Genomic DNA, 24994 nt, shown 5'->3' with positions numbered 1-24994 from the left:
GTGAGCATGGATATTACCGCGTTTTATCAGACTTTCTTTGATGAAGCAGATGAATTGCTGGCAGATATGGAACAGCATTTGTTATTGCTGGATCCGCTGGCACCAGACAATGAACAACTCAATGCCATTTTCCGCGCTGCTCACTCAATCAAGGGCGGCGCTGCAACATTTGGTTTTACGGTATTACAAGAGACAACCCATCTGTTGGAAAACCTGTTGGATGGTGCCCGCCGTGACGAGATGCGCTTGAGCACTGATATCATCAACCTGTTTTTGGAAACGAAAGATATTATGCAGGAACAGTTGGACGCCTATAAAACCTCTCAAGAACCTAACGCAGAAAGCTTTGAGTATATTTGTCACGCATTGCGCCAACTGGCACTTGAAGCGTTAGAACCACAAACTACACATAATGTTGCGACAGCTGAGCAAGCAGTGACTCCTTCGGCAGAAACCAAGGCCAGCACTAAGTCTCCCGCTTTGGTTCAGGGCGGAATGCGGATTCGCCTGTCTGGGTTGAAAGAGCCAGAAATCCCACTGATGCTGGAAGAGCTGGGTAATTTAGGGGAAATCAAAGATACCCACCAAGGTGTAGACAGCCTTGAAACGACCCTGATTACCTCTGTCAGTGAAGATGATATCAGCGCCGTATTGTGTTTTGTGCTGGAGCCTGATCAAATTAGTTTCGTACAGGCCGAATCTGCGGCAGAACCGGAGATTGCGCTTATCGTACCGGTGGCCGCTGAAGTCCCTCAAACGCCTGTCGCGGAGATAAAAAATACCCGTCCGGTTGAGGCCGTTATTGCCCCGCCTGCCAGTGTTGAGCATGTAAAACCTAAAGCGAAAGCCAGTGAATCGACCAGTATTCGTGTGGCGGTTGAGAAAGTCGACCAATTGATTAACTTGGTGGGCGAATTGGTTATCACTCAATCCATGCTGGCCCAGCGCTCCAGTACCTTAGACCCGGTGATTAATGGCGATTTGCTTAATAGTATGGGGCAGTTGGAGCGCAATGCGCGTGATTTGCAAGAGTCGGTAATGTCGATTCGTATGATGCCGATGGAATATGTCTTCAGCCGTTTCCCGCGTTTGGTGCGCGATTTGGCCAGTAAGCTGAATAAGCAGGTCGAACTGACACTGCTTGGTAGCTCGACTGAGCTGGATAAAAGTCTGATTGAGCGCATTATTGACCCATTAACTCACCTGGTGCGTAACAGTCTGGATCACGGCATTGAAGATCCTGCAACGCGTATTGCGGCGGGCAAAGCACCGGTGGGTAATCTGACACTGTCTGCAGAACATCAAGGTGGCAATATTTGTATTGAAGTCCTTGATGACGGGGCCGGGCTTAACCGGCAGAAAATTCTGGCGAAAGCGCAGTCTCAGGGCATGGCGGTAAATGAACATATGAGTGATGAAGATGTCGGGATGCTGATTTTTGCACCCGGATTTTCGACTGCTGAGCAGGTGACGGACGTTTCCGGCCGTGGTGTGGGGATGGACGTGGTCAAGCGAAATATTCAGGAGATGGGCGGCCATGTGCAAGTCAGTTTCCAGGCGGGCAAGGGCACGTCTATCCGTATCTTGCTGCCATTGACGCTGGCTATCCTTGATGGCATGTCTGTCAAAGTTAGTGATGAAGTGTTTATTTTGCCATTGAATGCAGTAATGGAATCACTACAACCATTAGCTGAGGATTTACATCCACTGGCTGGCGGTGAGCGCGTATTACAAGTGCGCGGTGAATATTTGCCACTGGTAGAATTGTTCCGTGTCTTTGATGTTGAAAATGCAAAAACTGAAGCTACTCAAGGTATTGTGGTGATTCTGCAAAGTGCTGGTCGTCGTTATGCACTGCTAGTAGACCAATTAATTGGTCAGCACCAAGTGGTGGTGAAAAACCTGGAAAGTAATTATCGGAAAGTTCCGGGGATCTCCGCCGCTACCATCTTGGGCGATGGCAGTGTGGCATTAATTGTCGATGTGTCGGCATTGCAGGCCTTAAACCGAGAAAAGCGTGTCACGGCGGATGATGTTGCCATTGCGTAACAGATGTACTTTTGTAGCGCCGGTGTGGAACCTGTACGAAAACAGGTAGAGGGCACGGAGTTTGTTCCTGGCCTTGAAAACAAACATAAATTCAACCTATTGATTTAAGGGTAAAAACATGGCAGGACTAGCAACCGTCACGAAGCTGGCTGGCGAAACGGTAGGACAAGAGTTCCTGATTTTTACGCTGGGTGCTGAAGAGTACGGCATTGATATTTTGAAAGTCCAGGAGATCCGGGGTTATGACCAAGTGACCCGTATCGCTAATACCCCGGCGTTCATTAAAGGTGTCACTAACTTACGCGGCGTTATTGTTCCTATTATTGATTTACGGGTTAAATTTGCTCAACAGGGCGTCAGTTATAACGAAAATACGGTAGTGATCGTGCTCAATTTTGGTCAGCGCGTCGTCGGTATTGTGGTTGATGGTGTGTCTGATGTACTGTCACTGACTGCTGAACAGATTCGCCCAGCGCCTGAATTTGCCGTGACTCTGGCGACCGAGTATCTGACCGGTTTAGGCTCCTTGGGTGAGCGCATGCTTATTCTGGTTGATATTGAGAAGTTGCTGAGCAGTGAAGAGATGTCATTGATTGATGCAGTGACCAAAGGGTAAAGGCCGGATTTCAAATGCCATGCATTTTGGGGTTATATTACCGCGGCTTATATGCACAGGCCTCCGATTAGCTTGATCTGAGGTCTGTTGCTAACACATAAAACCACAGGCATTGGCGGCTCATCTTGTGCTCAACAGCGTGCTAAAAATACAATCCGAAATGTTAATACCCAGTATCTCCCCGGTAAAATAATCCCTCTCCTCGGTAAAGTTCCCCCTTTCGGTGCCGATAACACAGTTAATTAAACGTCTTATGTTTTGGCGTACCTGTGTTTTGACGTACTTATGAAGGGATAACATGTTCAAGCGTATGAAAGTGGTCACCAGCCTGCTGCTGGTGTTAGTGCTATTTGGTGCCTTACAACTGGTTTCCGGCGGGCTTTTCTTCAACTCTCTAAAAAATGACAAAGAAAACTTCGCGGTTTTGCAAGTTATTCGCCAGCAACAGTCGGTCTTAAATGAAAGCTGGGTCAATCTACTGCAAACACGTAATACGCTTAACCGTGCGGGCATCCGCTACATGATGGATGTCAACCACACGGGCAGTGGCCCGACAGTGAATGACCTTTTGGCTTCAGCCAAAGGGACATTGGATGTGGCAGCGGAACGTTTTAAAAGTTATGAACAAATTCCACTGGATAGCCAGCAAGACCCTGAATCGGCTAAAAAATTAAAACAGACCTATGACCAATATTTTGGCGCGCTGACAGAACTTATCCAGTTAATGGAAGCAGGCAAGATCAATGAATTCTTCGATCAACCCACCTCAAGCTTCCAAAATGCTTTTGAGCATGATTACAACACCTATCTGACACAAAATGATCGCCTGTACGCCGGTGCAGTAGAGGATAGCAACCGCTCCTTTACTTATGCGATGAGTGTGATTGTTTTCGTCCTGATTGCAGTATTTGTCGTGATTGTCATTGTTTGGCTGGGTATGCAACATATCTTGATTAACCCACTTAAATATTTGATTGAACATATTAAACACATCGCAAATGGTGATTTAACTCAGACAATCGAAGTGCAGAGCCGCAATGAAATGGGCACGTTGGCGGCCAGTTTGAAACATATGCAATCTGAATTGATTACTACCGTCAGCGATGTACGTTTGGGGGCTGATGCTATTTACAGTGGCGCGTCAGAAATTGCCGCTGGCAACAATGATCTGTCTGCCCGTACCGAACAGCAAGCGGCATCACTGGAAGAAACTGCGGCGAGCATGGAGCAGCTAACGGCTACCGTAAAACAGAATGCTGAAAATGCCCGTCAGGCCAGCCAGTTGGCATTGAGTGCATCAGAAACCGCGCAAAAAGGCGGGAAAGTGGTGGCCAATGTGGTGCAAACCATGCATGAGATTGCCGGTAGTTCGCAGAAAATTGCTGACATTACCAGCGTTATTGATGGTATCGCCTTCCAAACTAATATCCTGGCATTGAATGCCGCGGTTGAAGCCGCCCGTGCTGGTGAACAAGGTCGTGGTTTTGCTGTCGTGGCTGGTGAAGTGCGGAACTTGGCTCAGCGCAGTGCGCAAGCCGCAAAAGAAATCAAAGGGTTGATTGAAGACTCCGTTAGCCGTGTCGATATGGGGTCTGTCCTGGTAGAAAGTGCCGGTGAAACCATGGGCGATATCGTCAATGCCGTGACCCGAGTGACTGACATCATGGGTGAAATCGCTTCCGCCTCTGATGAACAAAGCCGGGGTATTGATCAGGTTGGTCAGGCCGTGACGGAAATGGACCGAGTAACCCAACAGAACGCCTCCTTGGTAGAAGAATCAGCTTCTGCCGCCGCCGCGCTGGAAGAACAAGCCAGCATGTTAACCCAATCCATGTCCGTATTTGTTTTGCATATGGACAACGGTAGTACCACAAAAGATGTCAGAAAACCAAAGCAGCCGACACAGGATAAGAGCGGAACTGCTAAAAAAACACTGGGAAGTGACCTGCAAGAGAATTGGGAAACTTTCTAGACCCCTACACAAAACATACCCTCAATAGTTCGAGTTGTCGGACGGCGGCGGTGAAGAAGATCCCCAAGCGCTTCCATTGGTAAGTGACTGGGGTGAATGCAGGTCGCCAACGCATATGCAGCTTGAAGTATGACGGGAATAAATAAAGCCGGCCAATGAGCCGGCTGAGAAGAGGTTACGATGTTTGGCCGAATCCGGATTTCTACCAGCTTTTTCCTGTTACTCATGTTGATTTGTTCAATACAGTTAATTTCAAGTGGTCTGTCATTTACGGCTTTTCGCTCAGACTACCAAAATTTAAACCGTGTGGACCTCAGCAGTCAGCAACGGGATGCATTAAGCCTTAGTTGGGTATCCTTGCTTCAGGCGCGTAATACCTTAAACCGAGCGGGGACTCGCTCGGCTCTCAAAGTCCCTCAGGAGCAAGTCAACGCGTTAATGGGTAATGCGCGTAGCTCATTACAGAAAGCAGATCTCTATTTTAATCAGTTTCTGGCGGTCCCCCGTCTTGACGAGAGTGACACCGGTAGTGAGTTGTTAGATGCGACCAAAAACAGTTATCAGAACTTACGGCATTCATTGCGGGAATTAATTGATTTCCTAGAAGCCGGCAATTTGCAGAGTTTTATGGACCAACCCACTCAAAAAACTCAAGATTTGTTCGAAGCTGATTTCTTGCAGTATTTACAGTATGCCAATGAAGTGATTGCCCAAGCGGGCACGGAAAACCAGCAGGCTTATCACCTCTCAATGTGGATCTTTGCCGGGGCGATTTTAATGGTAATCGCGATGGCCATCTCTTCACTGGTCTGGCTACGCACCATGTTTGTGTCGCCATTGAAGATGATGCGCGACCATTTTGACTGCATCGCAAAAGGAGATTTATCCGGCCAGATTTCAGTTTCGGGTCGTAATGAAATCAGCCAGATGTTTGCCAGCCTGCGCACGATGCAACAGTCGCTGATCACCACGGTTAGCCATGTGCGCGACGGCACCGAATCAATGTTAACCGGCATTCAGGAAATCTCTGCCGGTAACAATGATTTATCCGCAAGAACTGAGCAGCAGGCCGCATCATTAGAGCAAACTGCCGCCAGCATGGAGCAATTGACCGCGACGGTGAAACAAAATGCTGATAATGCTCGTCAAGCGACCCAACTGGCGCAAGAGGCATCGGGAACCGCGGCCAAAGGGGGGGAATTGGCAGGGAGTGTGGTGACAACAATGCACGACATCGCCACCAGTTCACAGAAGATTGGCGCTATTACCAGTGTTATCGATGGTATTGCTTTCCAAACTAACATTCTGGCACTGAATGCTGCAGTGGAAGCAGCCCGTGCTGGTGAGCAAGGGCGGGGGTTCGCAGTTGTTGCCGGTGAAGTGCGTAACTTAGCCCAGCGCAGTGCACAAGCCGCAAAAGAAATTAAAGGGCTTATCGATGAATCGGTTAGCCGTGTTCGCCAGGGCTCCACACTGGTCGAAGATGCGGGTACCACCATGGAAGAGATTGTTCGCTCAGTGACTCGGGTTACCGACATTATGGGTGAAATCGCTTCCGCCTCGGATGAACAAAGCCGAGGTATTGAGCAGGTTTCACTCGCGGTAACACAGATGGATCAGGTCACTCAGCAAAACGCCGCATTAGTGGAAGAGGCTGCAGCTGCAGCTAATGCACTGGAAGAGCAAGCAGGTATGCTCTCCGATGCAGTGTCTGTCTTTCGTTTGGAGCAGGATAGCGACAGCGGGGAGGGGCAAGCAGCAGCGGGCAGTGGTAAGCAATTTGTTGTGAAAACAGCGGCTGCAAAGGAAACCCCAGATTGTCAAACGGCGTAACAAAGACGGTATTGTGGGGTGAAACCGGATGAAACCATCACCCCTGGAGTCTGGGTCTCTCCTGACCCAGATGATTCAACGGCTCCCGCTGTCGGATGTTCACTTTCGACGCATTTGCCAACTTATTTACCAACGGGCCGGGATTGTCCTGGCGGATCACAAACGGGAAATGGTCTATAACCGCCTGGTCAGGCGGTTAAGGTTGCTGGGAATTGATGATTTTGGCCAATACTTGGCGTTATTGGAGACTGACCCAAATAGTGCAGAGTGGCAGGCATTTGTTAATGCATTGACCACTAACCTGACGGCATTCTTCCGTGAGGCGCACCATTTCCCGATTCTGGCTGAGCATGCTCGCCAGCGCTCGGGCAGCTATGCAGTCTGGAGTACGGCGGCCTCAACCGGTGAAGAGCCTTACTCCATTGCCATGACATTATGTGATGTGCTGGGAAACAGGTCGGGATCTTGCCAGATTTTGGCCAGTGACATTGACACGCAAGTGCTGGAGAAAGCCACCAATGGGGTGTATCGGCAAGATGAATTGCGCTCTTTGTCTGCGCAACAAATGCAACGCTATTTCCTGCGTGGCACCGGCCCTCATCAGGGCATGGTAAGAGTGCGGCCAGAGCTTGCCAATATGATTCATTTCCAGCAACTGAATCTATTGGCACCCGAATGGGCATTGCCCGGGCAATTTGACGCTATTTTTTGTCGTAATGTGATGATTTATTTTGATAAAGAAACGCAGGAGCGCATCTTGCGTCGCTTTGTCCCTTTGCTAAAACCCGGTGGCTTGATGTTTGCAGGCCACTCGGAGAATTTCAGTCAAATTAGTCGGGAATTCTATTTGCGTGGGCAGACCGTTTATGGACTGACCAAGGAGAGGTGATGAGTAAAATCAGAGTATTGTGCGTTGATGATTCTGCATTGATGCGCCAGTTAATGACAGAGATTATTAACAGTCACCCAGACATGGAAATGGTTGCAGCGGCACCTGATCCGCTGGTCGCCCGTGATTTGATTAAAAAATTCAATCCGCAGGTATTAACCCTCGATGTTGAAATGCCGCGGATGGATGGCTTGGATTTTCTTGAAAAATTGATGCGATTACGGCCCATGCCGGTGGTCATGGTCTCATCCTTAACCGGTAAAAACTCCGAGATAACCATGCGGGCGCTGGAGTTGGGGGCGATTGATTTCGTGACCAAGCCTCAGTTGGGTATCAGAGAGGGGATGCTGGCTTACAGTGAGCTGATTGCCGAGAAAATTCGCACCGCAGCGAAAGCGCGTTTGCCACAACGTGGCCCAGAACATGCGCCAGTGATGCTCAGCCATACGCCGTTACTCAGTAGTGAAAAGTTAATTGCGATTGGTGCATCCACCGGGGGGACTGAAGCCATCCGTACGGTATTGCAGCCTTTGCCGCCGACCAGTCCGGCCCTGTTGATTACGCAGCATATGCCACCGGGTTTTACCCGTTCATTTGCCGAGCGGCTCAACAAACTGTGCCAGATTACCGTGAAAGAAGCAGAAGACGGCGAGCGGGTATTGCCCGGACACGCCTATATTGCACCCGGTGATCGGCACATGGAATTGGCGCGCAGCGGGGCAAACTACCAGGTGCGTATTCATGATGGCCCGGCAGTTAATCGCCATCGTCCTTCGGTCGATGTGCTGTTCCGTTCAGTGGCGCAGTACGCCGGGCGCAATGCGGTCGGTGTGATTCTGACCGGCATGGGTAATGACGGTGCTGCCGGGTTATTGGAAATGCATCGGGCAGGTGCTTATACCATCGCCCAAAATGAGGCCAGTTGCGTGGTCTTTGGTATGCCGCGCGAAGCCATTGGGATGGGCGGGGTAAATGAAGTGTTGGAGTTGAACCAGATAAGCCAACGGATGTTGGCGCAAATCAGTAGTGGCCAAGCCCTGCGTATATAAATAGCGATTTGGGCATTTATTTTCCGGTGGAAATCGGGCGTTGATAGTTAATCGCTCAGCGGTGAGCAACAAACCTTAGGAGTTGGTATGGCGGATAAGAATCTCAGATTTTTGGTGGTAGACGATTTTTCGACCATGCGTCGTATTGTCAGAAACCTACTGAAAGAGCTGGGTTTTAACAATGTGGAAGAAGCCGAAGATGGCGTAGACGCATTGAATAAATTACGTACGGGTGGTTTTGATTTTGTGGTTTCTGACTGGAATATGCCCAATATGGATGGCCTGGACCTGTTGAAAACGATTCGTGCTGATGGTTCTCTCGGCTCTCTGCCTGTTCTGATGGTCACTGCCGAAGCGAAGAAAGAGAATATCATCGCAGCAGCACAAGCCGGTGCCAGTGGTTATGTAGTGAAACCTTTCACTGCCGCTACCTTGGAAGAGAAGCTCAATAAGATTTTTGAAAAGTTGGGTATGTAAGGAGGCGAGATGAGTAACCATCAAATGCCCGCAACAGATGCGGCATCTGCCAGTGATATAATTAGCCGTATTGGGCAACTGACGCGGATGCTACGTGACAGTTTGCGAGAGTTAGGCTTGGATCAAGCCATTGCTCAGGCGGCAGAAGCCATTCCTGATGCCCGCGACCGCCTGGACTATGTGGTTCATATGACGGCACAGGCGGCTGAAAGAGCATTGAACTGTGTTGAAGCAGCGCAACCGCGCCAAAATGAGCTGGAGTCATCGGCGAAGGCACTCAAAGTTCGTTGGGATGAATGGTTCGCAAACCCAATCGAGTTATCAGACGCCCGCTCTTTGGTCACCGATACCCGAGATTATCTGGATGTGGTGCCCCAACATACATCATTTACCAATGCGCAATTATTGGAAATCATGATGGCGCAGGATTTCCAAGACCTGACGGGCCAGGTTATCAAGCGCATGATGGATGTGGTGCAGGAAATTGAGAAACAGTTATTGATGGTATTGATGGAAAACATTCCTGATATGCCGTCAAAACCGCAGAAACAGGCCGACAGTTTACTCAATGGACCACAATTGGATAAAAATGGCGCGGGCGTGATTGCCAGTCAGGATCAGGTTGATGACCTGCTTGACAGCCTGGGCTTCTAAGCTGGCCGAAACCTTAATCGGTAGGTGAGAGGCCGCTCTCATCTACCCACTCCTGTCACTTAGCCAGGCAATAAACACCCAGCCAACCGCCCGAACGCCTTGAACCGAGAAATAACCCCCTAATTGCTGCTTTGTTCCATCCATAGGCTATCTAAATGTTTGTCATGCTACGCATATTAATTTTCTCTTGGATGGGAACGCTTACGCTGAACAGGAAAACCTGCTGTGGCTGAAGATAGCGATGCAGACAAAAGCGAGGAACCCACAGCCCACAAGCTGGAGAAAGCTCGCGAGAAAGGCCAAATCCCGCGCTCGCGCGAACTGACCTCGATGCTGATGCTCGGGGCCGGTTTGGCTATTTTGTGGGTTTCGGGGGAGTCGATGGCGCGACAACTGGCCGCCATGATTGCCCAAGGGCTGCACTTTGATCACGGCATCATCAGTGATGACAAACAAATGCTACGCCAAATTGGCATGTTACTGCGCCAAACACTCATGGCGTTGGTACCGATTTTTGCCGGATTGGTGATAGTGGCGCTGGCCGTACCGATGCTGTTGGGCGGCGTGCTATTTAGCGGTGAATCAATCAAGTTTGACCTGAAGCGGATGAGCCCCATTGCGGGCTTAAAACGGATGTTTTCCTCGCAAGCGCTAGCTGAACTGCTAAAAGCGATTTTGAAGGCGACGCTGGTTGGCTGGGTGACCGGTATATTCTTGTGGCATAACTGGCCAGATATGATGCGCTTAATGGCCGCTCCTCCCGTCGCAGCATTAGGTGACGCGCTGCATTTGATTATTTTCTGCGGATTGGTCGTGGTGCTTGGCCTGACCCCGATGGTCGGGTTCGATGTGTTTTTCCAGATAACCAGCCATATTAAAAAATTACGTATGACCAAACAGGAAATACGTGATGAATTCAAAGATCAAGAGGGTGACCCGCATGTGAAAGGGCGCATTCGTCAGCAGCAACGGGCGATGGCCCGCCGCCGAATGATGGCGGATGTGCCTAAAGCGGATGTGATAGTGACTAACCCGACTCACTATGCCGTCGCCTTGCAGTACAACGAAGCCAAAATGAGTGCGCCCAAAGTGTTGGCGAAAGGGGCGGGGGCGGTGGCATTGCGCATCCGTGAACTGGGCGCTGAACATCGCATTCCTTTATTAGAAGCACCGCCACTGGCCAGGGCACTCTTTCGGCACAGTGAAGTCGGCCAACATATTCCAGCCACCTTATACGCCGCGGTGGCTGAAGTCCTTGCTTGGGTGTATCAGCTAAAGCGCTGGAAGCGGGAAGGTGGATTAATCCCGAAAAAACCTGAACATCTCCCGGTACCGGAAGGTCTGGATTTTGCAACAGAGAGTGAGACTGACTAATGGCTAATTTGGCCGCCCTGCTTCGTTTACCGGGCAACTTCAAAGATACGCAGTGGCAAATTCTGGCCGGGCCAATCTTGATCTTAATGATCCTGTCGATGATGGTGTTGCCGTTACCACCTTTCGTGTTGGACTTGCTCTTCACCTTCAACATCGCGCTGTCCATTATGGTGTTGCTGGTTGCCATGTTTACCCAGCGGACTTTAGATTTTGCCGCCTTCCCGACCATTCTGCTGTTCTCAACTTTACTGCGTCTATCTCTGAACGTTGCCTCCACCCGTATCATTCTGATGGATGGCCATACTGGTGCGGCGGCGGCGGGGCGGGTGGTTGAAGCTTTTGGCCACTTCCTGGTGGGCGGTAACTTCGCCATCGGCATCGTGGTCTTTATCATTTTGGTTATCATCAACTTTATGGTCATCACCAAAGGGGCCGGGCGCATAGCCGAAGTGGGCGCACGTTTTGTCCTTGATGGGATGCCCGGCAAACAGATGGCGATTGATGCTGACTTAAACGCCGGATTAATTGGTGAGGACGAAGCGAAAAAACGCCGTTCTGATGTCACTCAGGAAGCGGACTTCTACGGCTCAATGGACGGGGCCAGTAAATTTGTGCGCGGTGATGCGGTAGCCGGGCTGCTTATCATGGTGATTAACGTGGTCGGTGGCCTGTTAGTCGGGGTATTGCAGCACAATATGCCGGTGGGCCATGCAGCAGAAACCTATACCTTATTGACCATCGGTGATGGTTTGGTGGCACAAATCCCGGCATTGGTGATATCCACGGCGGCGGGGGTCATTGTGACCCGCGTGAGTACCGATCAAGACGTGGGCCAGCAAATGGTCACCCAGTTGTTCAACAACCCGCGGGTGATGGTATTGAGTGCCGCAGTGTTAGGTTTGCTCGGCATGGTGCCGGGTATGCCTAACTTTGTCTTCTTGCTGTTTACTGCGGCTCTATTGGCATTAGCTTGGCGCTTGCGCAGTAATCAATCGCAGCAACCGGCCGCCGCAGAAGCGCCGGTAGTACAAGACCAGCAACAAGCTACGGAAGCCACCTGGTCAGATGTTCAGTTGGAAGACCCACTGGGTATGGAGGTCGGTTATCGCCTGATTCCAATGGTTGATTTCCAACAAAATGGCGAATTACTCGGCCGAATTCGCAGTATTCGTAAAAAGTTTGCCCAAGAAATGGGCTACCTGCCGCCGGTGGTTCATATCCGCGATAATCTGGAACTGCCGCCCGCCAGTTATCGGATATTAATGAAAGGGGTCGAAATTGGCAGCGGCGAAGCCCATCCCGGCCGCTGGTTAGCCATTAACCCGGGCAACGCCGTTGGAACACTGCCCGGTGAAGCGACTCATGACCCCGCTTTTGGTTTGGCGGCGGTGTGGATTGAAAGTGCATTACGTGAACAGGCGCAAATTCAAGGGTTTACTGTGGTTGAGGCCAGTACCGTTGTTGCCACCCACTTGAACCATCTGATTAGCCAATATGCGAGTGAATTGTTCGGCCGTCAGGAAACCCAGCAACTGCTAGACCGAGTTTCACAAGAGATGCCGAAGCTGACCGAAGATTTTATTCCAGGCGTTGTGACCTTAACCACACTGCATAAAGTGTTGCAAAACCTGTTAATGGAGCGAGTATCCATTCGCGATATGCGCACCATTATTGAGACCCTGGCTGAGCACGCGCCAAATCAAACCGACCCTTACGAGTTAACCGCTGTAGTGCGTGTGGCGCTGGGGCGCTCAATTGCGCAGCAGTGGTTCCCGGGCACGGGCGAGATTCAAGTTATTGGGCTGGATGCGGCATTAGAGCGCTTGTTATTGCAGGCACTTCAAGGGGGGAGTGGGCTGGAGCCGGGGTTAGCTGACCGGTTATTGGAACAATCTAAACAAGCATTGCAGCGCCAAGAAATGCTGGGCGCGCCGCCGGTGTTGCTGGTTAACCATGCGTTGCGTGCCTTACTCGCCCGTTTCTTGCGCCGCAGTTTACCGCAGATGGTGGTGCTGTCTAATCTGGAAATTGGTGATAATCGTCAGATTCGGATGACGTCAACAATAGGAGCGGCCTAATGCTGACCCGGCTTTCCCGTGTGATTTTGAGCAGTTTGTGGGTGCTCGGGCTGTGGCCACTGACTGCTGCGGCTTCGGGTTCGTGGGTGGCTGATGATATCGGCGTTACTCAGAGTTTTCGCGGGGTCGCAATATCGGCTAAACCGTTGCAATCCCCTGTGGCTCTGGCACCAGAGAACGCGCGGATTGTTTCGATAAGCTGGCGCTACCAATTGATGTCAGCAGCACCAGACGGTTTACAAGTAAAGTTGTGTACTCCAACCCGTTGCATGCCACTTGAGGGAGGCAGTGGACAGAGTCGCGGGCTAGCAGGGGAAGCCGCTGCGACTCAACTGACTTTTGTTTACTTTATTGCAGGAAAAGGTCGGGTAAACCCGCCGCTGCAAGTGATTAGCAATCAGGTCATCGTCAATTATCGCTAATGTTAAAATCGGATTAAATCCACCACGGGGAAAAGCAGTGATAGCAGTAAGGGGTCGGTGGATGGCTATTTAGTTCTTTGGCCTGCACGATTGAATGTGCTGACATCGCCATAAGACCACAAAAAACCAAGCCAAATAATACACCCTGTTTCTTCATATTTCCTCCTTTAAACTAAGCTCGTATTTGCCTAGCCATGCCAGATTAGCGTATCGGCTAAAAAGAGAAAAAATCCTTTTTTGTTCAGGGTGTTATAATGCTAGATAAGATTGAAACCTGACGGATGCAAGACAGGGCGGCTCACACAGAAATAAACCCCGCAGTGCGACAGTTTATTTCTGTGGATCAGATAGCGCTAAATACCAATCTTGCGGCCCAGCAAACTGGCACCTTTAGAGTGGCCATCCGGCCCATACAGTGACTGACCATGGCGGGTGTTTAATATGCTAAGGGCTTGAGTATTATGCTCAATATGCTGTTGTAGCAACAATCCGTTATGCAAATTACGGTATCGCAGCCCTTCGGCCAGTTCTAAAATACGTTGCCAGCGCAGCGCCAACTGATTCACCCCGCTGTAGGGCGCGGCAATATTACATGCTTTTTCGGTGGTGAGCCGAGTCTGGTCCAGATAAGCCAGGGTAGCCAATATTGAACTCTTTTGTTCGGTGACACCTTGCAACACGATACCTTGAATCCGACCGGAACACAGTAATTGCTGCTCTTGCGCTACCACAGTTTTCAGGGATTCAAGCAGTTCCAGTTGCTGGTCCAAATTGGTTTGCAGTCTTTCCACCACCACGTATCCTTTTACGGTTAACGATTGTTTTTGGAGTTAGCTATTTTTCAGGTCATCCGCGACATTCTTGAGCAAGGCATCAGCAATTTTGCCGGTGTCCATGGTCAGTTGTCCTGAGCGAATAGCCTGTTTTAAGGTTTCGACACGTTCTACATTGATGTCTTGGCTGCCCGGTTGCATCAATTTTGCCTGCGCATCACTCAATTTAACCTCAGTACCACTCACTGATGTTTTTACTTGAGTGGAGGGTTTACGCGTTTGTTGTGCAATATCACTGGTTTCCCGTGGTTGCACTTGAGTTACCGGTAATAGCGGCTGAGTGCGATCAATACTCATGTTATGTTGCTCCCTTTATCGCGGGATTGTCATTTATCGACCCGCAAGACTTTTATTTTTCAGCAAAAGAATGGCGGGATTGTCACTATTTTACCCGCAAATAACTGCATATCAGAGTTATCGGCAAAGGTTAAAAAAACTTTAATCACTATAACATAATGTGGACAGAGCCATCGTCGGCCACCGTGCCGCTGACGATTTGACCCGAGGCCATTCGCACGCGAACGTTATCCTGAATAGCGCCATTATTCATGGCCTTACCGTAGCTGTTAACATTAAATCCTTCCCCCTGAGCTAAAACTTGCACATCTTGCCCGGCTTTCACTGTCCACAAGCGTCTTAACATATTGCGGGTCAGTGGTTGCCCGGCATTGATGTGGCGTAAACTGACCGCACCTTGGGCAAAGCCGGGTTCTAATAATACGCCAGGGGGGAGGGTATCAAGCCGGCCTTGTTTGATTGCAATATCTTGCGGCATGATTTTCGCCCCCGCAGTGAGTTGACGAGCGGCCACGGCATAATGGCCACTGACCTGTACTTGGGTCTGGATAAAGCGCCGTACCCCCTCGCACTGCACCGACAAACTGATATTCCCCCAAGGGCGAGCATTGGCTGGCAGTGTTATCTCCGGCATTTCGCATTGTGGCCACTGGTTTTGTGGCGTTTTAATGATGACGTTAACCTGGCGACTTGGGTCGGGATATTGCTGGCGGAAGAATTGATTTACCTGCGCAGATAAATCTGCCGCCAGCACCTGATGTGCACATATCTGACTTATGATCAGCAGCCCTAAAGCGAATGTCACGGCGTCATTTCTTTTTATTGCCATCAATTTTCTCTCCACCCCGCTTATTCATCTGCTCAGCCAGATTCTGCATTTTGACCCATCACAGCCCATTTGCGCACTAGTGTACCTGTACCTTGGTGAGGTTAAGGGGACAAATAGCGACGCATTTTGCTCTTATTCTGACGATAGGCTTCCCTGTACGGCGTTTATGCTGTCGGCTCCAAATTCTAACCTTGCGGGGGGACTATGCTCGATAAACTGGACGGTGCTTTGCGTTTCCAACAAGAGGCGCTTAATTTGCGTGCTCAACGCCAAGAGATCCTGTCTTCCAATATTGCAAATGCGGATACACCCGGCTTTCAGGCCCGTGACATTGATTTCTCCAGCCAGCTGAAAAAAGTGATGGAGCAAGGACGTGCCAGTGGTACAGGGGTGTCGCTCAGTTTAACGTCAGCCCGTCATATCCCGGCAAGTACCGTTGCCCCACCTGATCTTGATCTGTTATTCCGTGTTCCAGACCAGCCATCCATGGATGGCAACACCGTGGATATGGATCGTGAACGTACGAATTTTGCCGATAACAGCCTGAAATATCAGACCGATTTGACCGTTCTTGGCAGTCAGATTAAAGGGATGATTTCAGTGTTACAACAAGGATAAGACGTATGTCTTTACTGAATATTTTTGATATTGCCGGTTCAGCATTATCAGCTCAGTCGCAGCGGATGAACGTCAGTGCCAGTAACATGGCGAATGCCGACAGTGTGACCGGCCCGGATGGTCAACCCTATCGCGCTAAACAAGTGGTATTTCAGGTTGCGGCTCAGCCGGGGCAAGAAACTGGCGGTGTACGTGTCGCCCAAATAGTTGATGACCCCGCGCCAGATCGTTTGGTTTTTCAACCCGGTAACCCACTGGCTGATGCCAAGGGCTATGTTCGGATGCCAAATGTTGATGTCACCGGCGAAATGGTGAACACCATTTCAGCTTCGCGCAGCTACCAGGCCAATGTTGAAGTGCTGAACACGACTAAATCTCTGATGCTCAAGACGCTGACACTGGGTCAATAACAGGAGCCTGCATAAATGGCCATTACCAATTCCCTGACCGATAGCGATTACGGAATTAACAGCACCACCGGTACCAGCTCGACGACCGGCAGTAGCAGTCAAGACTTGCAAAACAGTTTCCTGACGTTGTTGGTGGCGCAGTTAAAAAATCAGGATCCGACTAATCCAATGCAAAACAACGAGTTGACTACGCAATTGGCGCAGATCAACACCGTCAGCGGCATTGAGAAGTTGAATACGACACTGGGGTCTATCTCCGGCCAGATTGATAGCAGCCAATCCCTGCAAGCCAGCAGTCTGATTGGGCGCGGTGTGATGATTCCAGGCACCAATGTGCTGGCTGGCAGCAAAGATGGGGTTGTGACTACCACACCATTTGGTGTTGAGCTGGAGCGCGCCGCAGACAAAGTGACGGCCACTATCAGCGACAGTAATGGCGTGGCCATTCGCACCATTGAGATTGGCGGTTTGACGGCGGGTGTGCATGCCTTTACCTGGGATGGTTCGCTGGACGCCGGTGGCAATGCGCCAGATGGTGCTTATACCGTGGCAATTACCGCCACCAATGGGGGCGCTTCAGTGGTCGCCACACCATTGAGCTATGCCATTGTTAATGGTGTGACCCGTGGCAGTGATGGTTCCAAACTGGATCTCGGGCTGGCGGGTACTATCACGATGGATAAAGTTCGTCAGATTTTGTAAGCCGGTCATAGGGCTGATGCAGTAAGCACAACATTACGGTGAGCCAATCAGTCAGACTGACTCGCCATCATTTTTAAACGCGTTTGATATGTCATCAATGCTCAAGGTCTTACACAGACCCCGAATTTAACGGAGAAGAAAATGGGCTTTTCTCAAGCAGTCAGCGGTTTGAACGCAGCATCCAGCAATCTGGATGTGATCGGTAACAACATCGCCAACTCGGCGACCTCAGGTTTCAAATCCGGCTCAGTTTCTTTTGCCGATATGTTTGCAGGCTCTCAGACCGGTATGGGCGTTAAGGTTGCGGGGATTACTCAGGACTTTAATGACGGCACCGCAACGACCACTAACCGCCGCCTGGATTTAGCTATCAGCCAGAACGGTTTCTTTCGCATGCAAGACAGCAGTGGCGGTATCTACTTTGCGCGTAATGGTCAGTTTAAACTGGATGAGAACCGCAATATTGTTAACATGCAGGGCCTGAACCTGACCGGCTACCCGGCAACAGGCACGCCTCCGACGGTACAGCAAGGGGCCAACCCGGTTCCTTTATCTATCCCGCAGGACATGATCCCCGCGAAGGCGACCACCTCCGGTAATATGGTGGCTAACTTGACGTCGACCCACGATATCATTCCTGCGACCACCACCAGCAGCACCGGTGTTGTCACTCCGACTTTCGATCCCGATAAGCCAGATACCTACAGCTTTGTGAATAACATGACCACCTTTGATAGCTTGGGTAACCGCCATGAAATCAACGTGTTCTATGTTAAACGTTCTGAAGACCCGGTGAATGGCAACTCTTGGGATGTTTACACCCGCGACAGCAGCGCCAACCCAGCGCAAATTGCTGAGAAACGTGGTTCGATGCGTTTTGATACCAATGGTGCGCTGATTGAAACCACTTACCCACTGATAACACCGCCAGCCACTACGCCAGTGGATACCCCGACCGCGACGCCTTTTACACTGACCATCCCAATGGGGGTGGTTAATGGTGCTCCAGCGCAAACTTTCGCGCTGAATGTGGCGGGCAGCAAACAACAAAATACCGGCACTGACAGTATCACCGCACAGAATCAAACCGGTTACGCAGCAGGTGAATTCACGGGCTTCCAAATCAACAATGATGGCTCTGTGGTCGGAACCTACTCCAACCAACAGACTCAATTGCTGGGCCAAATTGTGATGGTTAACTTCGCTAACCCTGAAGGTTTGTCATCGGAGGGCGATAACGTTTGGAAAGAAACTCTCGCCTCCGGCAACCCTATCCTCGGGACGGCGGGCGGCGGTGGTTTTGGTACATTGACCAGTGGCGCACTGGAATCCTCTAATGTGGATTTGAGTAAAGAACTGGTGAACATGATTGTGGCGCAGCGTAACTATCAGTCTAACGCGCAGACTATCAAAACTCAGGATCAGATCTTACAGACTCTGGTTAACCTGCGTTAATCGAACTGACGGGACTCGCTCATGGATCACGCAATATATACCGCAATGGGGGCTGCAAGGCAGTCCCTTGAACTGCAAGCGGTCACCGCTAATAACCTGGCTAATGCCTCGACGCCGGGTTTCCGCGCGCAGTTGGCGGCGATGCGGGCCGTGCCTATTGATGGGCCAAGCATGGCCACTCGCACCATGGTCACGGCATCGACCCCTGGCGTGGATATCAGCCAAGGGACGATGAACTATAGCGGCCGCCCGTTGGATGTTGCCTTGCAGCAAGATGGCTATCTGGCAGTGCAACTGCCCGATGGGACTGAGGCCTATACCCGTAACGGGAATATTCAGGTTTCGGCTGATGGACAAATGACCGTGCAGGGTTATCCGTTAATGGGTGACAACGGCCCGATTGAAGTCCCCCCTCAAGCGGCGGTGACTATTGCGGCGGATGGCACTATTTCGGCGCTGAACGCTGGTGACTCACCGAATACCATTGCTCAGCTTGGCCAGATTAAACGGGTCAGGGCCACGGCGGGCGAAGTGATGCACGGTGACGATGGGTTATTTCATCTGACACCGGCAACACAGCAGGCGCGTGGTGCTCAGTTGGCCAATGACCCGCTTATCAAGATTATGCCGGGTGTGCTGGAGGGCAGTAACGTCAAAGCGGTTGAAGCCATGGCCGACATGATTGCCAATGCTCGCAGTTTCGAAATGCAGATGAAAGTTATCCACAGTGTGGATGAAAATGAACAGCGCGCTAATCAGCTGTTAGCAATGGGCTAAGCGCACAGGCGCAGAGGAATAAACTGATGATCCGATCACTATGGATTGCCAAAACCGGCTTGGATGCACAGCAGACCAATATGGATGTCATCGCCAACAACCTGGCGAACGTCAGCACCAATGGCTTTAAACGCCAGCGGGCAGTTTTTGAGGATTTGTTGTACCAGACCATGCGTCAGCCAGGCGCTCAATCTTCCGAGCAGACCACTTTGCCATCGGGTTTACAGATTGGTACGGGGGTGCGCCCGGTCGCCACTGAGCGTTTGCACAGTCAGGGCAATCTGTCCAAAACCGATAACACCAAAGATGTTGCTATCAAAGGCGAAGGGTTCTTTCAGGTGCAAATGCCTGATGGCACCAATGCTTATACTCGCGACGGCTCTTTCCAGGTCGACCAAAATGGTCAGTTGGTGACCGCCGGCGGCTTCCAAGTACAGCCCGCTATTACCATTCCGGCGAATGCCTTGAGCATGACGGTAGGCCGCGATGGGATAGTGAGTGTGACCTTGCAAGGGCAAACCGCCACACAGCAAGTGGGGCAACTGACCTTGACCACGTTCATCAATAATAGTGGTCTGGAAAGCATGGGTGAAAACCTGTATCAGGAAACCGCCAGCTCCGGTGCACCAAATGAAACGACGCCGGGCTTGAACGGCGGAGGGTTGTTGTATCAGGGATATGTGGAGACTTCTAACGTCAATGTGGCGGAAGAATTAGTCAATATGATCCAGACGCAACGTGCCTATGAAATCAACAGTAAAGCGGTTTCAACTTCAGACCAGATGCTGCAAAAACTGACACAGCTGTAAATCCGCTCTCGGGGGGCAATGGTGCCCCCTGAAAGGCGCAGAATAATGAGTTTCGGGGCTGACCTTGCCAGCCTCTAACCGGTTACAGGATTGATAATCAGAGATGGATACATCGCCGCTGCGAAAATTAGGTGAGTTGAGATGGGGGGTAGCGCCGCTGATGGCGATGCTGCTGCTCAATGGTTGTGCGTATATTCCGCATAAATCGCTGGTGGATGGCTCGACGTCTGCGCAGCCCGCTCCCGCCAGTGCGCCACTGCCGAATGGCTCTATTTTCCAAGCTGCTCAGCCGATGAACTATGGTTATCAGCCGCTGTTCGAAGACCGTCGCCCACGTAATGTTGGCGACACGCTGACCATTACTTTGCAGGAAAATGTCAGTGCCAGTAAAAGTTCTTCCGCCAATGCCAGCCGTAATGGCTCCAGCAAGTTTGGTGTGGCAACGGCACCGCGCTATCTGGAGGGGCCACTGGGTAATGCCCGTGCTGATTTAGATATATCGGGAGATAGCACCTTTGGTGGTAAGGGTGGGGCCAACGCGAACAACACTTTCAGTGGCACTATCACAGTGACGGTTAATCAAGTGTTGGCAAATGGCAACTTGCATGTGGTGGGTGAGAAACAGATTGCCATTAATCAGGGAACCGAATTCATTCGCTTCTCTGGGGTCGTCAACCCGCGCACTATCAGCGGCAGCAACACCGTGACGTCAACACAAGTGGCTGATGCGCGCATCGAGTATGTGGGTAACGGCTATATCAATGAAGCGCAAACCATGGGCTGGTTGCAGCGGTTCTTCCTTAATGTTTCGCCATACTAAGAGGCCCATTAATGCGTAAACAGTCACTTATTACCCTATTTATCATCCAGCTTATTGCGCTGTTCACGCTGGTGTCATCACCGGCGTCAGCCGAGCGTATCCGTGATTTGGTGACCGTTCAGGGAGTGCGCGATAACGCATTAATTGGCTATGGCCTGGTCGTGGGGTTGGATGGCTCTGGTGACCAAACCATGCAGACGCCATTTACCACACAAAGCTTGAGTAACATGTTGTCGCAATTGGGGATTACCGTACCGCCGGGCACTAATATGCAGCTCAAAAACGTGGCCGCGGTGATGGTGACGGCCAAATTACCGGCATTTTCCCGGGCCGGGCAAACCATCGATGTGGTGGTGTCCTCAATGGGTAATGCCAAAAGTATTCGTGGCGGTACATTGCTCATGACGCCGTTAAAAGGGGTCGATAATCAGGTCTATGCGCTGGCACAGGGCAACGTATTAGTGGGCGGGGCTGGGGCTTCTGCCGGTGGTAGCAGTGTTCAGGTCAACCAATTGACCGGTGGACGGATTAGCAATGGCGCCACAATTGAGCGCGAATTACCGACCACTTTCGGCACTGATGGTGTGATTAATCTTCAATTGAATACCGAAGATTTTACCACTGCACAGCAGGTCAGTGACGCCATTAACCGCCAACGCGGCTTTGGATCGGCGACAGCCATCGACGCCCGCACCATTCAGGTTTTGGTGCCGCGCGGCAATAGTTCACAAGTCCGTTTCCTGGCGGATATTCAAAATATTCCGGTGAATATTGATGCTGGTGACGCCAAGGTGATTATTAACTCGCGCACGGGGTCGGTGGTGATGAACCGCAATGTGATGCTTGACTCTTGTGCAGTAGCGCAGGGGAACCTGTCCGTGGTGGTGGATAAGCAAAATACGGTTAGCCAGCCGGATACACCTTTTGGTGGTGGCCAGACAGTGGTGACACCGAACACCCAGATTTCCGTGCAGCAACAAGGTGGCGTATTGCAGCGCGTTAATGCCAGCCCGAATCTGAATAATGTGGTGCGCGCCTTGAATTCACTGGGTGCAACACCGATTGATTTGATGTCTATTTTGCAGGCGATGCAAAGTGCTGGCTGCTTACGGGCTAAATTGGAAATTATCTGATGAGTGATTTGATGGCGATGTCCGGGGCGGCTTATGACGCCCAATCACTGAATAGCTTAAAGCGCGATGCGGCAAGAGATCCCGATGGCAACCTAAAGCAGGTTGCCCAGCAGGTGGAGGGGATGTTTGTGCAGATGATGCTAAAAAGCATGCGCTCTGCTTTGCCGCAAGATGGCGTGATGAACAGTGATCAAACCCGGCTCTATACCTCAATGTATGACCAGCAGATTGCCCAGCAAATGTCGGTCAAGGGGCTAGGCCTGGCGGACATGATGGTGGAGCAGCTTTCCGGTACCACGTCACCGAGTGAAACGGCCGGGACAAAGCCAATGATGCTGGATAATGACATCCTGCAAACCCTGCCGGCGCAAGCTTTGGCGCAAATGGTGCGTCGAGCAATGCCGACGCCATCGGCGAACAGTTCAGCAGCATTGGCGCAAAGCACCGGTAATTTCGTGGCACGGATGTCAATTCCGGCACAAATTGCTAGCCAGCAAAGCGGTATTCCGCATCAGCTTATTATGGCGCAGGCCGCACTGGAATCCGGCTGGGGCCAACGTGAGATCCCCACCGCCGAGGGTAAAAGCAGCTATAACGTGTTTGGCATTAAAGCGGGCAGCAACTGGGATGGGCCGGTCAGTGAAATCACCACCACGGAATATGAGCAAGGGGTGGCGAAGAAAACCAAAGCCCGCTTCCGGGTCTATGGCTCCTACGTCGAGGCCGTCAGTGATTATGTCAAATTACTGACCCAAAATCCGCGCTACGCCAATGTGGCCACGGCCCAAAGCCCTGAACAAGGCGCACATGCTCTGCAACGAGCCGGTTATGCGACCGACCCACAATATGCTCAAAAATTGGTCAGTGTTATCCAGCAAATGAAAAGCGCCGGGGAGCAAGCAGTCAAAGCATACAGCAGCGACCTCAGTCAATTGTTCTAAATCCCCTTCGTGCTTGAAGCCACTGGGGGCTAGCTGCGCGCGAACCCGAATCACTTACTTGTGTAAGCTCATCGGGATTCGTTTGCTAGTTGCCTAACTATGACGCCAATTATTTTGGGAATTGAACTGTGTTATGCCCATATTTTCACTCAAGTTTCTCAATGTCGGGCCGATAATCATTACAAGCTGTGCAGGAGCTTCGGTTTCCTCAGGCAGTATCCCAATATTAATAAATGCAGGTTCGCGTGATTTATCACCTGCTGTAAAAGGATTTCTTCATGTCCAATAGTTTAATGAATACTGCGATGAGTGGTCTGAGCGCAGCACAATATGCCCTGAGCACCGTGAGTAACAACATCACTAATTTTCAGGTAGCCGGCTATAACCGCCAGAACACAATTTTTGCCCAAAACGGCGGCACCTTAAGCCCGGCGGGTTTTATTGGTAATGGCGTGACAGTGACCGGGGTTAACCGTGAGTATAATGCCTTTATTACCAACCAGTTACGTGCCTCACAAACACAAAGTAGTGGCCTGACGACTTATTATCAACAAATTTCGCAAATTGATAATTTACTGTCCAACACCTCCAATAACATCTCAACCACCATGCAGGACTTCTTCAGTAACTTGCAAAATTTGGTGAGCAATGCCAGCGATGATGCGGCGCGTAAAACAGTATTGGGCAAGGGTGAGGGGCTAGTTAACCAATTCCAGAACGCGGATAAATATCTGCGCGATATGGATAACGGTGTTAATCAAAAAATAAGCGACAGCGCGACACAGATTAATAACTATGCCGAACAAATCGCCAAGCTCAATGATCAAATTACCCGCCTGCGGGGTAGCAGTGGTGGCAGCGAGCCAAATGCTTTGCTCGACCAACGTGACCAATTGGTGACTGAGTTAAACCAGATTGTGGCGGTGACAGTGACGCAGCAAGACGGTGATACATACAATGTGTCATTTGCTGGTGGTCTCTCTTTGGTGCAGGGGCCGAATGCTTATAAAGTTGAAGCCATTCCATCGAGCGCTGATGCAACGCGCCTGACACTGGGCTACAAGCATGGCAGCAGTGATACCACCGAGATTGACGAGAGCCGCCTGACGAGTGGTTCGCTTGGTGGAACCTTGAAATTTCGCAGTGAAGCCTTGGACAGCGCACGTAACCAATTGGGCCAATTAGCGTTGGTGATGGCCGACAGTTTTAATACTCAGCACAAAGCCGGGTTTGATGCTAATGGCGATGCAGGCACCGATTTCTTTAGCTTTGCTGACCCTTCAGTGGTGAAAAACTCTAAAAATCAAGGTGATGCTAGCTTAAGTGTTGCTTACACCGATACCTCTAAAGTGAAAGCCAGTGATTATACCGTGGAGTTTGACGGGACTGACTGGCAGGTCACGCGCTTGTCGGATAACACCAAAATACCGGTCACCGCCGGTACCGATGCCAATGGTAAGCCGACTCTGAATTTCGACGGCGTGGCAGTTAGTATCACAAACGGTACGCAAGGGCCTGAAGCCAAAGATAAATTTACCATCAAAACGGTTTCTAATGTTGCGGCCAATTTGCAGGTTGCGATTAAAGACTCCAGCATGATTGCTGCCGCCGGAACCAAGGATGGCGGTGCGAGTGACAACGTCAATGCACAAGCATTATTGGATCTGCAAACTAAGAAACTGGTCGATAGCAAGGCGACGTTTTCGGGAGCTTATGCCGGGCTGGTCAGTAATGTCGGTAACCAGACAGCGACGGCCAAAACCAACAGTACGGCGCAGGCGAATATCGTGACACAGTTAACCGCAGAGCAGCAGTCTATTTCCGGAGTGAATCTGGATGAAGAATACGGCGACTTACAGCGTTTCCAGCAATATTACCTGGCGAATGCGCAAGTGATTCAGACGGCTTCGACACTGTTTAATGCGTTGTTGAGCCTGCGCGGTTAAGTTTTGGTCAG

At 50.8% G+C, this 24994-nt stretch carries 25 protein-coding genes; 21 read left to right on the top strand and 4 right to left on the bottom strand.

The features are described 5' to 3' along the window. Positions 1-6: 6 nt before the first annotated feature. The 11 genes from cheA (at position 7) to D5F51_RS10800 (ending at position 13413) form a co-directional block, all read left to right on the top strand. Positions 7-2049 (top strand): chemotaxis protein CheA, encoded by a 2043-nt coding sequence (gene cheA, locus D5F51_RS10850; RefSeq protein ID WP_162301839.1) that lies wholly within the window; start codon positions 7-9, stop codon positions 2047-2049. Positions 2050-2167: 118 nt separating this feature from the next. Further along, complete coding sequence (cheW, locus tag D5F51_RS10845) at positions 2168-2665, top strand: chemotaxis protein CheW (RefSeq protein ID WP_025377891.1); 498 nt, start codon at positions 2168-2170, stop codon at positions 2663-2665. Between the two features lie 298 nt (positions 2666-2963). Then, complete coding sequence (locus D5F51_RS10840; protein WP_025377892.1) at positions 2964-4637, top strand: methyl-accepting chemotaxis protein; 1674 nt, start codon at positions 2964-2966, stop codon at positions 4635-4637. A gap of 180 nt (positions 4638-4817) precedes the next feature. Next, a complete protein-coding gene (locus D5F51_RS10835) occupies positions 4818-6470 on the top strand; it encodes a methyl-accepting chemotaxis protein (protein WP_025377893.1) in 1653 nt (550 codons plus the stop codon). A gap of 28 nt (positions 6471-6498) precedes the next feature. Next, a complete protein-coding gene (cheR, locus tag D5F51_RS10830) occupies positions 6499-7359 on the top strand; it encodes a protein-glutamate O-methyltransferase CheR (protein WP_129196684.1) in 861 nt (286 codons plus the stop codon). Continuing rightward, positions 7359-8408: a protein-glutamate methylesterase/protein-glutamine glutaminase gene (locus D5F51_RS10825; protein WP_100273893.1), complete on the top strand. Its 1050-nt coding sequence runs from the start codon at positions 7359-7361 to the stop codon at positions 8406-8408. The genes cheR and D5F51_RS10825 overlap by 1 nt, the downstream gene beginning before the upstream one ends. An 87-nt stretch (positions 8409-8495) precedes the next feature. Next, positions 8496-8885 carry a chemotaxis response regulator CheY gene (gene cheY / locus D5F51_RS10820; protein ID WP_025377895.1) on the top strand — a complete coding sequence of 130 codons (390 nt, stop codon included), beginning with the start codon at positions 8496-8498 and terminating at the stop codon, positions 8883-8885. Between the two features lie 9 nt (positions 8886-8894). Then, on the top strand, positions 8895-9539 hold the full coding sequence (gene cheZ / locus D5F51_RS10815; RefSeq protein WP_025377896.1) for a protein phosphatase CheZ: 645 nt from the start codon (positions 8895-8897) through the stop codon (positions 9537-9539). Positions 9540-9764: 225 nt separating this feature from the next. Next, positions 9765-10913, top strand: a complete 1149-nt coding sequence (gene flhB / locus D5F51_RS10810; RefSeq protein WP_025377897.1) for a flagellar biosynthesis protein FlhB — start codon at positions 9765-9767, stop codon at positions 10911-10913. After that, positions 10913-12991: a flagellar biosynthesis protein FlhA gene (gene flhA, locus D5F51_RS10805; protein WP_025377898.1), complete on the top strand. Its 2079-nt coding sequence runs from the start codon at positions 10913-10915 to the stop codon at positions 12989-12991. The genes flhB and flhA overlap by 1 nt, the downstream gene beginning before the upstream one ends. Continuing rightward, on the top strand, positions 12991-13413 hold the full coding sequence (locus D5F51_RS10800) for a flagellar protein FlhE (protein WP_129196682.1): 423 nt from the start codon (positions 12991-12993) through the stop codon (positions 13411-13413). The genes flhA and D5F51_RS10800 overlap by 1 nt, the downstream gene beginning before the upstream one ends. A gap of 13 nt (positions 13414-13426) precedes the next feature. On the opposite strand, the gene D5F51_RS22595 is transcribed toward D5F51_RS10800, so the two are convergent. From D5F51_RS22595 to flgA, 4 genes are all read right to left on the bottom strand, one after another. Next, positions 13427-13570 carry a hypothetical protein gene (locus tag D5F51_RS22595; RefSeq protein WP_167480525.1) on the bottom strand — a complete coding sequence of 48 codons (144 nt, stop codon included), beginning with the start codon at positions 13568-13570 and terminating at the stop codon, positions 13427-13429. Positions 13571-13766: 196 nt separating this feature from the next. Continuing rightward, positions 13767-14207, bottom strand: a complete 441-nt coding sequence (locus tag D5F51_RS10795; RefSeq protein WP_129196680.1) for a flagella synthesis protein FlgN — start codon at positions 14205-14207, stop codon at positions 13767-13769. 36 nt (positions 14208-14243) lie between these two features. Beyond that, positions 14244-14543, bottom strand: coding sequence for a flagellar biosynthesis anti-sigma factor FlgM (gene flgM / locus D5F51_RS10790; RefSeq protein ID WP_025377902.1), 300 nt, complete (start codon positions 14541-14543; stop codon positions 14244-14246). 148 nt (positions 14544-14691) lie between these two features. After that, entirely contained in the window at positions 14692-15372 is a 681-nt protein-coding gene (gene flgA / locus D5F51_RS10785) for a flagellar basal body P-ring formation chaperone FlgA (RefSeq protein ID WP_129196678.1), read from the bottom strand. A 204-nt stretch (positions 15373-15576) separates the two neighbouring features. On the opposite strand from flgA, the gene flgB reads away from it, so the two are divergent. The 10 genes from flgB (at position 15577) to flgK (ending at position 24983) form a co-directional block, all read left to right on the top strand. Beyond that, a complete protein-coding gene (gene flgB, locus D5F51_RS10780) occupies positions 15577-15990 on the top strand; it encodes a flagellar basal body rod protein FlgB (protein ID WP_025377904.1) in 414 nt (137 codons plus the stop codon). Positions 15991-15995: 5 nt separating this feature from the next. Beyond that, the gene (gene flgC / locus D5F51_RS10775; protein WP_004715415.1) at positions 15996-16400 is read left to right on the top strand and encodes a flagellar basal body rod protein FlgC; all 405 of its coding nucleotides are present in this window, start codon (positions 15996-15998) and stop codon (positions 16398-16400) included. Positions 16401-16415: 15 nt separating this feature from the next. Then, on the top strand, positions 16416-17102 hold the full coding sequence (flgD, locus tag D5F51_RS10770; RefSeq protein WP_025377905.1) for a flagellar hook assembly protein FlgD: 687 nt from the start codon (positions 16416-16418) through the stop codon (positions 17100-17102). Between the two features lie 141 nt (positions 17103-17243). Continuing rightward, positions 17244-18557 carry a flagellar hook protein FlgE gene (flgE, locus tag D5F51_RS10765; protein ID WP_129196676.1) on the top strand — a complete coding sequence of 438 codons (1314 nt, stop codon included), beginning with the start codon at positions 17244-17246 and terminating at the stop codon, positions 18555-18557. A gap of 21 nt (positions 18558-18578) precedes the next feature. Continuing rightward, positions 18579-19334 carry a flagellar basal body rod protein FlgF gene (locus D5F51_RS10760; protein WP_025377908.1) on the top strand — a complete coding sequence of 252 codons (756 nt, stop codon included), beginning with the start codon at positions 18579-18581 and terminating at the stop codon, positions 19332-19334. 26 nt (positions 19335-19360) lie between these two features. After that, positions 19361-20143, top strand: coding sequence for a flagellar basal-body rod protein FlgG (flgG, locus tag D5F51_RS10755; RefSeq protein ID WP_025377909.1), 783 nt, complete (start codon positions 19361-19363; stop codon positions 20141-20143). Positions 20144-20246: 103 nt separating this feature from the next. After that, a complete protein-coding gene (gene flgH / locus D5F51_RS10750; protein WP_087769209.1) occupies positions 20247-20963 on the top strand; it encodes a flagellar basal body L-ring protein FlgH in 717 nt (238 codons plus the stop codon). 11 nt (positions 20964-20974) lie between these two features. Continuing rightward, on the top strand, positions 20975-22096 hold the full coding sequence (locus tag D5F51_RS10745; protein ID WP_129196674.1) for a flagellar basal body P-ring protein FlgI: 1122 nt from the start codon (positions 20975-20977) through the stop codon (positions 22094-22096). After that, positions 22096-23037 carry a flagellar assembly peptidoglycan hydrolase FlgJ gene (gene flgJ, locus D5F51_RS10740; protein WP_129196672.1) on the top strand — a complete coding sequence of 314 codons (942 nt, stop codon included), beginning with the start codon at positions 22096-22098 and terminating at the stop codon, positions 23035-23037. Before D5F51_RS10745 ends, flgJ begins: the two co-directional genes overlap by 1 nt. A gap of 278 nt (positions 23038-23315) precedes the next feature. Further along, on the top strand, positions 23316-24983 hold the full coding sequence (flgK, locus tag D5F51_RS10735) for a flagellar hook-associated protein FlgK (protein WP_025377913.1): 1668 nt from the start codon (positions 23316-23318) through the stop codon (positions 24981-24983). Positions 24984-24994 lie beyond the last annotated feature (11 nt).

The sequence above is a fragment of the Yersinia hibernica genome, from assembly GCF_004124235.1.
Classification (GTDB): Bacteria; Pseudomonadota; Gammaproteobacteria; order Enterobacterales; family Enterobacteriaceae; genus Yersinia; species Yersinia hibernica.
This window is presented reverse-complemented; position numbering and strand designations above follow the sequence as displayed.

Bases quoted from the DNA above. Each gene is read 5' to 3' on its own strand.
- cheA (WP_162301839.1), top strand. From the start codon at position 7: ATGGATATTACCGCGTTTTATCAGACTTTCTTTGATGAAGCAGATGAA.
- cheW (WP_025377891.1), top strand. From the start codon at position 2,168: ATGGCAGGACTAGCAACCGTCACGAAGCTGGCTGGCGAAACGGTAGGA.
- D5F51_RS10840 (WP_025377892.1), top strand. From the start codon at position 2,964: ATGTTCAAGCGTATGAAAGTGGTCACCAGCCTGCTGCTGGTGTTAGTG.
- D5F51_RS10835 (WP_025377893.1), top strand. From the start codon at position 4,818: ATGTTTGGCCGAATCCGGATTTCTACCAGCTTTTTCCTGTTACTCATG.
- cheR (WP_129196684.1), top strand. From the start codon at position 6,499: ATGAAACCATCACCCCTGGAGTCTGGGTCTCTCCTGACCCAGATGATT.
- D5F51_RS10825 (WP_100273893.1), top strand. From the start codon at position 7,359: ATGAGTAAAATCAGAGTATTGTGCGTTGATGATTCTGCATTGATGCGC.
- cheY (WP_025377895.1), top strand. From the start codon at position 8,496: ATGGCGGATAAGAATCTCAGATTTTTGGTGGTAGACGATTTTTCGACC.
- cheZ (WP_025377896.1), top strand. From the start codon at position 8,895: ATGAGTAACCATCAAATGCCCGCAACAGATGCGGCATCTGCCAGTGAT.
- flhA (WP_025377898.1), top strand. From the start codon at position 10,913: ATGGCTAATTTGGCCGCCCTGCTTCGTTTACCGGGCAACTTCAAAGAT.
- D5F51_RS10800 (WP_129196682.1), top strand. From the start codon at position 12,991: ATGCTGACCCGGCTTTCCCGTGTGATTTTGAGCAGTTTGTGGGTGCTC.
- D5F51_RS22595 (WP_167480525.1), bottom strand. From the start codon at position 13,570: ATGAAGAAACAGGGTGTATTATTTGGCTTGGTTTTTTGTGGTCTTATG.
- flgM (WP_025377902.1), bottom strand. From the start codon at position 14,543: ATGAGTATTGATCGCACTCAGCCGCTATTACCGGTAACTCAAGTGCAA.
- flgA (WP_129196678.1), bottom strand. From the start codon at position 15,372: ATGGCAATAAAAAGAAATGACGCCGTGACATTCGCTTTAGGGCTGCTG.
- flgB (WP_025377904.1), top strand. From the start codon at position 15,577: ATGCTCGATAAACTGGACGGTGCTTTGCGTTTCCAACAAGAGGCGCTT.
- flgC (WP_004715415.1), top strand. From the start codon at position 15,996: ATGTCTTTACTGAATATTTTTGATATTGCCGGTTCAGCATTATCAGCT.
- flgD (WP_025377905.1), top strand. From the start codon at position 16,416: ATGGCCATTACCAATTCCCTGACCGATAGCGATTACGGAATTAACAGC.
- flgE (WP_129196676.1), top strand. From the start codon at position 17,244: ATGGGCTTTTCTCAAGCAGTCAGCGGTTTGAACGCAGCATCCAGCAAT.
- D5F51_RS10760 (WP_025377908.1), top strand. From the start codon at position 18,579: ATGGATCACGCAATATATACCGCAATGGGGGCTGCAAGGCAGTCCCTT.
- flgG (WP_025377909.1), top strand. From the start codon at position 19,361: ATGATCCGATCACTATGGATTGCCAAAACCGGCTTGGATGCACAGCAG.
- flgH (WP_087769209.1), top strand. From the start codon at position 20,247: ATGGATACATCGCCGCTGCGAAAATTAGGTGAGTTGAGATGGGGGGTA.
- D5F51_RS10745 (WP_129196674.1), top strand. From the start codon at position 20,975: ATGCGTAAACAGTCACTTATTACCCTATTTATCATCCAGCTTATTGCG.
- flgJ (WP_129196672.1), top strand. From the start codon at position 22,096: ATGAGTGATTTGATGGCGATGTCCGGGGCGGCTTATGACGCCCAATCA.
- flgK (WP_025377913.1), top strand. From the start codon at position 23,316: ATGTCCAATAGTTTAATGAATACTGCGATGAGTGGTCTGAGCGCAGCA.